We start from the raw sequence: 8,569 nt of genomic DNA, 5'->3' as shown, positions 1-8,569 counted from the left end.
CCGGAGAAGGCGACCGAGATCGGGTCGGCCGAGGTCATGCGGTTGTTGAACAGCAGGAGCGAGCCGGCAAGCCCGGTCAGCCCGGCCGAGAGCGTGAAGGCCGCGAGCTTGTAGCGGTCGGTCGCATAGCCGAGGAAACGGGCGCGCTGCTCGTTCTCGCGGATCGCGACCAGCACGGTGCCGACCGGCGAGCGCTGGAAGCGCCAGAGCGCGAAGACCACCGCCATGCCGATGGTGGCGACGAGCATGTAGAAGGGCAGGGCCGCCTCGAAATCGATGCCGAGAAAGAGCGGACGCTTGATGCCGCCCAGGCCATCCTCGCCGCCTGTCACCGCTGTCCAGCGAAAGGCGACGGAATAGGTCATGGCGGCGAGCGCCAGCGTCAGCAGCGAGAAATACACGCCCTTGCGACGCAGGATCAGCGCCCCGAAGGCGAAGGCGATGAGCGCCACGAAGGCGACCGCGAGCAGGATCGGCAAGGCGAACTGGCCGGGGAACCAGTTGCGCTGCGCCAGTCCTGCGGCATAGGCGGCAAGCCCGAACCAGGCGCCATGGCCGAAGGAGACGAGCCCGGTCGTGCCGACCAGGATGTTCAACGCCATGCAGGCGATGGCGAAGACGACGATCTCGGTTGCCGAGGTGGTGCCGAGCCCGATCGCATGCATCAGGGAGGGCAAGGCGAGGAGGCCTGCGGCCGCGATCAAGAGCGGCGCATAGTCGTGCCGGGAGGGTGTCATGGCGTCCCTCACTCGAAGCGCTGGATACGTTCGCCGAACAGGCCGCGGGGCCTGAACAGCAGGACGAGCAGCATCATCAGATAGATCACGGCGGTCGACCATTGCGTGTAGCCGAGCCCGATGGTGATGCCCTTGACCAGGCCGACCATCAGCGCGGCCACCACCACGCCCCAGAAGGAACCCAAGCCGCCGATGACGACGACGACGAAGGCAGGCGTGATGATCTCTTGGCCCATGGCCGGGTGGATCGAATAGATCGGCGCCAGCAGTACGCCGGCGAGCCCCGCAAGCCCGATGCCGAGGCCGGCGACAGCGACCATGTAGGGCTGCAGCGAGATGCCGAGCGCGCCGACCATGTCGGGGTTCTGCACGCCGGCGCGTACGACGCGGCCAAAGGCGGTGCGCTGGAGCAGGAACCAGAGGCCGAGCACGCAGGCGGCTGCAATCAGCAGAAGCAAGGCGCGGTAGCGGGAATAGATGAACTCGCCGAGGAAGATCTGGCCGCGCAATGCCGCGGGGATCGAGAAGGAGAGCGGCGGCGCGCCAAAAATCATGCGCAGCGACTGTTCCGCTACCATGGCGAGCCCAAAGGTCAGGAGCAGAGAGAGGATCGGGTCCGAGCGGTAGAAACGCTGGAACAGGCCGCGCTCGACGACGATGCCGATCAGAGCCACCAGCAGCGGCGAGGCGATGATCGCGCCGCCGAAGCCGATATGGGGCGCGAGCACGATCGTGAGATAGGCGCCGATGGCGTAGAAGGCGCCATGGGCCAGGTTGACGATGCCGCCGAGCGAGAAGATCAGCGACAGGCCGAGCGCGATCAGGAGGTAATAGACCCCGTCGAGCAGCCCGTTCAGTACCTGCTGGATGAAGAGGGTGAGCAAGGGTTGGCTTTCGTTCAGCGGTTAAGGCGAAACGGGATGATGCAAGGAACCACTCCGTCATCCTGGGCGCCCGGAGGGCGTCCCGGGATCCATCGAAGGGCTCTGGCGCTCTAGGATGGATCCCGGAGCTGCGCGGCTGAGCCGCTTGTCCAGGATGACGGTGCGGTTGTTGATCGGCCTCAGCTCATCTTGCAGATGGCTTCGTCGCCCTGGGTGGCGATGACTTCGAGATCCTCGCTCGGGCCGGGAACCGGCGGTGAGGAGGTGAAGAGGTCCCACTGGTTCTTCACCTGCGCTGCCGGCAGGGCGGTGATCGTGTACATCTCGCTCATGAGCTGGTGGTCGGAGGCGCGGAAATAGCCGGGTCGCGTCTTCATCACGTCGAACTTCGCGCCCTTCTCCCAATATTCGAGGATCTTTGCGGTGTCCGTGCTCTTCAGCTCGTTCATCGACTGGGCCATGATCTTCACGGCCATGTAGTCGCCCCAGGCTTGGTTCTCCGGGGGCTTGCCGTATTTCTTGGTGAAGGCCGCGACGAATTTCTTGGTCTCGGGCGTGTCGATCAGGTGATGCCAGACGCAGGGCCAGACGCCGCCGAAATTGTCCTTGCCCGCGGCCCAGGCGAGCGCCGTGTCGAAGCCGAAGCCGGCGACCGGGAAGCTCAGCCCGAACTCGGAATACTGCTTCAGGAAATTGGTGATCTGGTTGCCGGCGAGGTTGGAGATCACCAAATCGGGCTTGGCGGCGCGGATCTCGATCAGCAGCGCCGAGAAGTCGGTGGCATCGGTCGGCACCAGCTTGTCGGCGGCGAACTGGCCGCCATTGGCCTCCATGAAGCGCTTGGCGACCTTGAGCAGGTCATGGCCGAAGGCGTAGTCGGCGGTCAGCGAGAACCACTTCTTGCCCTTGACCAGCCCCTGCGCCATCAGCGAGCGGCCGCAGCTCTTCACATACATCGAGTTCTGGTGCTCGACATGGAACATGTAGCGGTTGCAGCTTTCGCCGCGCAGCGCGTCGGAATTGCCGCCGGTGTTGACGAAGAGCGTCTTGTTGCGGGCCGCGACCTGCGAGATCGTCAGGCAGGAGGCCGAGGAAATCTCGCCGAGGATGCAGGCGACCTTGTCGCGCTCGATCATGCGCTCGGCCTTGGTCGAGGCGGTCTGCGGATTGACCGAATCCTCCTTCAGCGCCTCGAGCTTGCGGCCGTTGACGCCGCCGGCTGCGTTGATCTCCTCGACCGCGAGATCGACGGCCATCACGCCGTACTCTCCGAGCGGACCGAGGAAGCCGGTGCGCGGCGTCAGATGCCCGTAGCGGATGGCATCGGGCGTCTGCGCCAGGATCAGCGAGGGGCTGGCGATCAGCCCGGTGGCTGCGCCCGCACTGATGCCGACCAGAGCCTGGCGGCGCGAGACGCGGAATGTCGATGGCTGTCGATCTGTCATTGGCGTTCCTCCCAGAACGAGTGCCGCGTTTTTTCAGCGTCGGCTGATTGTGGTCAGCGGTCTGATGCCGCTTGTCGTGATCTGTGATCACAGTTAGGTTGGCAGACATGATCGCCCCTGTCCAGCCCTTGCCTGCAGCCTTTGAGAAGCCCGCCGTCGCAGCGGACCATGACGGCTCAGCCCTCGACGAGATCGGCGTGCTTCAGCGCGAGACGCTCGGCGAACGGGTCACCGGCGAGTTGCGGGCATTGCTGGTCGCGGGCCGTCTGGCTCCGGGCGAGAAGCTCTCGCTGCGCCGTGTGGCCGAGGCTCTCGGCGTCTCGATGATGCCGGTGCGCGAGGCGGTGAACCGGCTGGCCGTCGACCGCGCGCTTGAGGTGCTGCCGGGCCGGGCTGTACGCGTGCCGCTGTTGACGTTGGAGCAGTTCCGCGAGCTGACGCGGATTAGACTCGTGGTTGAAGGCTTCGCGGTCGAAGAGGCAGCGCGTAAGGTGACTGCAGAGCAAATCGCTCTGGTCGCGGGTCATGAGGCAGCTTTCCGCAAAGCAGCGAGCAGCGACCCGCCGGATACGGCCGGTGCGGTCGCGGCCAACTGTGACCTTCATTTCGCGATCTATCGAGCAAGCGGCATGCCGAGCCTCGTCGAAATGATCGAACGGCTATGGCTCAAAGCCGGTCCGGTGCTCAATCTGAACATTCGTCTGGAGCCGAGTCGGCTGAAGGGCGGCAGCGCGGTACGGGCACACGAAAGCTTACTGACCGCTTTGCAGAGGTCTGATCCAGCCTCTGCCCGAGTCGCGTTGGAGGCCGACATCAAGGCAGCTGCAGCTTTTGTCGAGATGATCCGACGATTCGAGAGTTGAAGCTCAATGTGCATGGGTGTTGAGCTTCGATGGGAGATGGATTTGAAAAATACGGATTCAAGTCAATGGTCGCCGTTGACGCTACCGTCGGTTCTCATTCGAGACGGCGGAAACGCCTGACGGGAGCCTACTCAATCACGACCGAGTCACCGTCAGGAGACGATCATGTTCACCAGGAGAGCCATCATGAAAGCGACACTCGGTGGCGGCGCCGCCGCCATTCTTGCACCCGCTGGTCTTGGCCATGCGGCCACTGCCCTGTCGTGGAAGCACCTGCCCGCCGGTGAAAAGGGCTTCTATCGCGCCCCCGTGCTCATCACCGGCGCGTCGGAAGCCCTGCTGATCGATGGCGGCTTCACCTTTCCCGACGGCCGCGCGGTCGTGGAGGCGATCAAGGCGACGGGCAAGAAGCTCAGCACAATCTATATCAGCCAGTCCGACCCGGACTATTACTTCAGCCTCAAGCCGATCAAGGAGGCCTTCCCCGATGCACGGGTGATCGCCGCCTTCGAGACGGTGGCCGCGATCAAGGCCAGCGTCGACAAGAAGCTCGCCGTCTGGGGCCCTCAGCTCAAGGAAAACGGACCGCAGACGCTGGCCGACATCGTCATCCCCGAGGCGTTCGACGGTAAGACGCTGACCGTCGACGGCGAGACCGTCGAGATAGTGCCTGCCGACGGGCTGGCCAACCGGCGCTGTCTCTTCGTGCCATCGCTGAACGCGGTGTTCGGCGGGGTGATGATCTTCTCGGGCGTCTACGTCTGGACCGCCGACACCCCGACCAGGGAGCAGCGCGCCGCCTGGATCGCGACGCTTGACGCGGTCGCTGCCCGCAAGCCGTCGGTCGTCGTGCCCGGCCACATGGCGCCGGACGCCCCGACGGATCTCTCGGGCGTGGCGTACACCAAAGCCTATCTTGCGGCATTCGAGGACGAACTGGCCAAGACGAAGGATTCAGCCGCGCTCAAGGCCGCGATGCAGGCGCGCTTCCCCAATCTGGGCATGGGTGTCGCGCTCGACATCGGCTCCAAGGTCGCCACCGGCGAGATGAAGTGGGGCTGATCGCCATGGGTGCCAATCTCGATCTGATCCGAGGAACCTATGAAGGTTCCTCGGAGGATAACGGCCGCAACCTGCTGGCGGCGCTCGCTCCCGATGCACAATGGACCGAAGCGGAGGGGTTCCCTTATGCGGGAACCTATGTCGGGCCCGATGCGATCATCGCTGGTGTGTTCAAGCGCCTCGGCACCGAATGGACCGGCTATCGCGCCGATGTTCACACCTATCTCGAAGACGGCGACCGCGTCGCCGCCTTCGGGGTCTATTCCGGCTCCTACAACGCGACCGGGAAGTCCATGCGCGCAGTCTTCGCGCACCTCTACACCGTGAAGGACGGGAAGATCGCGACCATGAACCAGTATGTCGATACGCACATGGTGCAGCAGGCGCTGAACCCGTAGTTTGATTGCATCCGGCCCTGATAAATGCGGCAGCGCGACTGCTCAGGTCTCCCTGCCGCATTCGCGTCATCCACCCAGTCCGGGGGAAGGCGCCGAACTCGGTTTCATGAGTTCCGACGACGAAAGGCCCTCGTCGGATCGAATGCGCTTCACGAAGATGTCCACCGCACGTTCGATGAACACTTGGTCTACGCTATCCGGTCATTCCTCGGCCCGCCCGAGCAGGGCGTTGCGCAACGGCAGCAGAACTACCATCGCGAGAAATGTCTCGGCGTCCCTGCAGATCAGCCCGTCGCTGCGGCGGTCGTTCGGCAAGGCAGGCCGTATGACATCGTTAAGTTGCCGCAGGGCGATTTCCCCGAGCCGGGGCAGCATGCGACCGGCGAGTTCAGGAACTGTTTTGCCTCTGCGATGACCGCCCGCTCGAGTCCGATGATCTCGGGGACAAGAACGATGCGGTGCAGCCGGGCAGGGAAGGCGAGCAACTGGTCGGTCAGACTGGCATCCTCCACCCGGCCCGTTGCGAGGAGTTGAAGCTTCTGTTCGATCACGTCCCGATGACGGCTTCGAAGAGCTGCGACTTGGCAGGAAAGCGCGTGTAGAGCCTGCGCCTGGAGACGCCGGCCTCCGCGGAGACCGCATCCATGCTCGCTTCCTTCATAGCCGTCGGGCAGCGCCATCGATGATACGCTGCTCCATCTACCCGGACATCGCGCGCCTGGGGGGCGCCGTGGTTATGATACCGAGTTCCGACCGCTGAAAGAATTGGCGACATGGTGGATTGTGCATGCGCCCGGCGATCGCGATCTCAATCGTTTCATGAGCAAGGTGGGGGCGTCGCCATGATGACCTCGAACCCGGCAAGACGCTTACACCACGGCTTGACCCATGAGCCAAACTCGGACGAGACAAGGCTCGACACACTGGCTTCGGGTCAGGGCAACAGGCAGCGCGGCGTGAGCATGCTTCAATCGGATACGATCTTGCCGCTGCTGGCCGATCCCATGGTCCAGACCGGTCTGATGGCGGTTGCCGGCGCGCTCGTCACGCGCGTCGCTCTACGCAACCACCCGACCAGGCGATTGCTTGGACAAGTCCTGTTCTTCGCGGGATTGACGGCCCTGCTCCTCTATCATGGCATCGTGCCCTATCAGGCGACACCGCCCGAGATCGCAGCGCCCCAGCATGTCTTCATCGGCATTGCGAAAATAATCTGGTGGATCAATGCCGCGTGGGCGCTGATCGCTTTCGTCCGGGTCTTCCTGATCTTCGAGCGGCAGCCTCGCGAGGGCCGGCTGATCCAGGATCTCGTGGTCGGAACGATCTATCTCGGCACGCTGCTTTCGGTCGTCGCCTATGTCTTCAGCGTTCCGGTCGGAACACTCGTCGCCACCTCGGGTGTCGTGGCCATCATCATCGGTCTCGCCTTGCAGAGCACGCTAAGCGACGTGTTCTCGGGTGTCGCGCTCAACATCGGCCGTCCCTATGCGGTCGGCGACTGGATCGTGCTCAATGGCGGCATCGAGGGGCGCGTGCTGGAAACCAACTGGCGTGCGACCCATCTGCTCAACGGCGCCAACGACCTTGTCGTTCTGCCCAATAGCAGCCTCGCCAAGGCGACGCTGACCAATATGAGCAGTCCCGAGCGCAGCCATGGCGTGAAGCTGACAATTTCGTTCCTGCCGACGAAGGCGCCACGAACGATCGTCGAGGCGATGCACGATGTCCTGCTGAGCTGCAATATCATCCTCAAGAACCCTCCACCTTCGGTTCAGATCAAGGCACTGACCGGCGCCGCCATCGAGATCGAGTTATCGTTCCGGGTGCCGGACATCTCGAAATCTGGTCTCGCGCGGAACGAACTCTTCGACCTGATCCACCGTCATGCGATGGCAGATGACCTCAAGCTCGCCCCGGCGGAAAGCGATCGCTGCATACCCGCGATGTCGTCTTCTAACCGGGGCCAGCCTGACGTCGAAATGTCCGGAAATCGCACGACTCCCATGCGACTGCTCGACGCTATTCAGCTTTTTGCGGGCTTGACGGAGGACGAAAAGGAGGTCCTCGCAAGTGCGATGGTCCGGCGGACCTTCCGCAAGAACGAGCTCCTCATCGAGCAGGGTGCAGCACAGAATTCGCTCATGATCATCCGCAGCGGCGTTGCCGTCGCGATCCAGGCCAGGGACGGCCAGGAGATCGAGCTCGGAAGGCTCGCGCCGGGCGATTTCTTCGGCGAGGGAGGTCTTCTCGCTGGTGCTGCTGCGCCTGGAAGCATCAAGGCGCTGACACTGGTCGTCGCCTATGAGATCGCGCAGGCTAGCCTCGCGCCGTTGATACAGGATCGCCCGGCCATCGCCGAAGATCTCGCCCTGCTGTTCTCGCGGCGGCTGGAGAATGAGAGGCGCCTGTCATCCCCGGATAGCCATGTGGCTGAGACAGGTTCGGTTCAACGCTTGGTGGAGCGCATGCGCCACCTCTTCGATATCGCGCACAGCGGGCATAACACCTGAGCTCGATACCATGGCCCTCTCCTACGAACCACCTCTTCAATGAGGCTATGGCTACGGTCTGAGGTTCCTGCGCAACCACTTCACGCTGCCTGCCGATCTTCGAGGGAGTGGACACCTCCATGCGAAGGCCCAACAGCAGGATCGCCGGGAAAAGCAGCGCCCAGATACCGCCGACGAGCGCGCGGCCGAAATCCGCGAAGATGCATCAGCCGGCTGGTGGAATCGTCGATGAAGACGAGCAGGGTGCATTGCGGACCGCGATCTTCGAACCACCAATGTTCCGAGCCGTCGATCTGGATGAGCTCACCCAATCAATCCCGGCGATAGCGCGGCTGGTAAACGGGCTTCCGGCGCTGCTGGCGATCCTTCCAGATGCCCGCAGCTAGCAACCATTGCCTCACGGTCTCGACGCCGAGATGGAGACCATGACGCTCTGCCAGCTTCTCGCTGGCCAGCGGTAATCAACCCCAGCGCATCGGTCCTCAACGCTCCGGGATAGCTGCGGGTGCTCGGACGACCGCGCCTGCATGACACCTGAGCCGATGGTCCAACCTCACGAAACGCGTTGGCAAGTCGAAAGACCTGGCGCGGCGTGACGCCCATCAACTGCGCCGCTCCAGACGCCGTAATCGGTTCCGATATCAGTTCCTTCAGAACATGCATCCGATCG

Annotated in this window: 9 protein-coding genes and 1 pseudogene; 4 read left to right on the top strand and 6 right to left on the bottom strand. The window is 63.5% G+C overall.

Features of this window, described 5'->3' with window-relative positions:
* The 3 genes from BMZ97_RS27365 to BMZ97_RS27355 form a co-directional block, all read right to left on the bottom strand.
* The coding region (locus BMZ97_RS27365; protein WP_139221358.1) for a branched-chain amino acid ABC transporter permease at positions 1-737 on the bottom strand (737 nt) is incomplete at its 3' end.
* An 8-nt stretch (positions 738-745) separates the two neighbouring features.
* Positions 746-1,621, bottom strand: a complete 876-nt coding sequence (locus BMZ97_RS27360; RefSeq protein WP_092177400.1) for a branched-chain amino acid ABC transporter permease — start codon at positions 1,619-1,621, stop codon at positions 746-748.
* A 179-nt stretch (positions 1,622-1,800) separates the two neighbouring features.
* Complete coding sequence (locus tag BMZ97_RS27355; protein WP_092177398.1) at positions 1,801-3,066, bottom strand: ABC transporter substrate-binding protein; 1,266 nt, start codon at positions 3,064-3,066, stop codon at positions 1,801-1,803.
* Between the two features lie 107 nt (positions 3,067-3,173).
* Here BMZ97_RS27355 and BMZ97_RS27350 point away from each other — a divergent pair, with 107 nt between their 5' ends.
* The 3 genes from BMZ97_RS27350 (at position 3,174) to BMZ97_RS27340 (ending at position 5,389) form a co-directional block, all read left to right on the top strand.
* A complete protein-coding gene (locus BMZ97_RS27350; RefSeq protein ID WP_092177396.1) occupies positions 3,174-3,929 on the top strand; it encodes a GntR family transcriptional regulator in 756 nt (251 codons plus the stop codon).
* A gap of 165 nt (positions 3,930-4,094) precedes the next feature.
* Positions 4,095-4,991 carry an MBL fold metallo-hydrolase gene (locus tag BMZ97_RS27345; protein WP_175525765.1) on the top strand — a complete coding sequence of 299 codons (897 nt, stop codon included), beginning with the start codon at positions 4,095-4,097 and terminating at the stop codon, positions 4,989-4,991.
* A gap of 5 nt (positions 4,992-4,996) precedes the next feature.
* The gene (locus tag BMZ97_RS27340) at positions 4,997-5,389 is read left to right on the top strand and encodes a nuclear transport factor 2 family protein (RefSeq protein ID WP_092177435.1); all 393 of its coding nucleotides are present in this window, start codon (positions 4,997-4,999) and stop codon (positions 5,387-5,389) included.
* Positions 5,390-5,673: 284 nt separating this feature from the next.
* Here the strand turns inward: BMZ97_RS27340 and BMZ97_RS31010 are convergent, their stop codons facing one another.
* Positions 5,674-5,940 (bottom strand): hypothetical protein, encoded by a 267-nt coding sequence (locus BMZ97_RS31010; RefSeq protein WP_139221357.1) that lies wholly within the window; start codon positions 5,938-5,940, stop codon positions 5,674-5,676.
* Positions 5,937-6,035 carry a TetR family transcriptional regulator gene (locus BMZ97_RS31005; protein ID WP_210188348.1) on the bottom strand — a complete coding sequence of 33 codons (99 nt, stop codon included), beginning with the start codon at positions 6,033-6,035 and terminating at the stop codon, positions 5,937-5,939. Before BMZ97_RS31005 ends, BMZ97_RS31010 begins: the two co-directional genes overlap by 4 nt.
* Positions 6,036-6,351: 316 nt before the next feature.
* On the opposite strand from BMZ97_RS31005, the gene BMZ97_RS27330 reads away from it, so the two are divergent.
* A complete protein-coding gene (locus tag BMZ97_RS27330) occupies positions 6,352-7,899 on the top strand; it encodes a cyclic nucleotide-binding domain-containing protein (RefSeq protein WP_092177390.1) in 1,548 nt (515 codons plus the stop codon).
* A 197-nt stretch (positions 7,900-8,096) separates the two neighbouring features.
* Here BMZ97_RS27330 and BMZ97_RS31670 read toward each other — a convergent pair.
* A pseudogene (locus BMZ97_RS31670) lies at positions 8,097-8,354 on the bottom strand (ISNCY family transposase); the annotation flags it as partial.
* Between the last annotated feature and the right edge of the window lie 215 nt (positions 8,355-8,569).

The organism is Allobosea sp. OK403, from assembly GCF_900113835.1.
In the GTDB taxonomy this organism is placed as follows: domain Bacteria; phylum Pseudomonadota; class Alphaproteobacteria; order Rhizobiales; family Beijerinckiaceae; genus Allobosea.
The sequence above is the reverse complement of the archived record's forward strand: the minus strand, read 5'-3'. Positions and strand labels throughout refer to the sequence as shown.

What these genes read in the sequence shown, in the direction of transcription:
- BMZ97_RS27350 (WP_092177396.1), top strand. Translation starts at nt 3,174, where the DNA reads ATGATCGCCCCTGTCCAGCCCTTGCCTGCAGCCTTTGAGAAGCCCGCC.
- BMZ97_RS31005 (WP_210188348.1), bottom strand. Translation starts at nt 6,035, where the DNA reads ATGGATGCGGTCTCCGCGGAGGCCGGCGTCTCCAGGCGCAGGCTCTAC.
- BMZ97_RS27340 (WP_092177435.1), top strand. Translation starts at nt 4,997, where the DNA reads ATGGGTGCCAATCTCGATCTGATCCGAGGAACCTATGAAGGTTCCTCG.
- BMZ97_RS27355 (WP_092177398.1), bottom strand. Translation starts at nt 3,066, where the DNA reads ATGACAGATCGACAGCCATCGACATTCCGCGTCTCGCGCCGCCAGGCT.
- BMZ97_RS27345 (WP_175525765.1), top strand. Translation starts at nt 4,095, where the DNA reads ATGTTCACCAGGAGAGCCATCATGAAAGCGACACTCGGTGGCGGCGCC.
- BMZ97_RS27330 (WP_092177390.1), top strand. Translation starts at nt 6,352, where the DNA reads ATGCTTCAATCGGATACGATCTTGCCGCTGCTGGCCGATCCCATGGTC.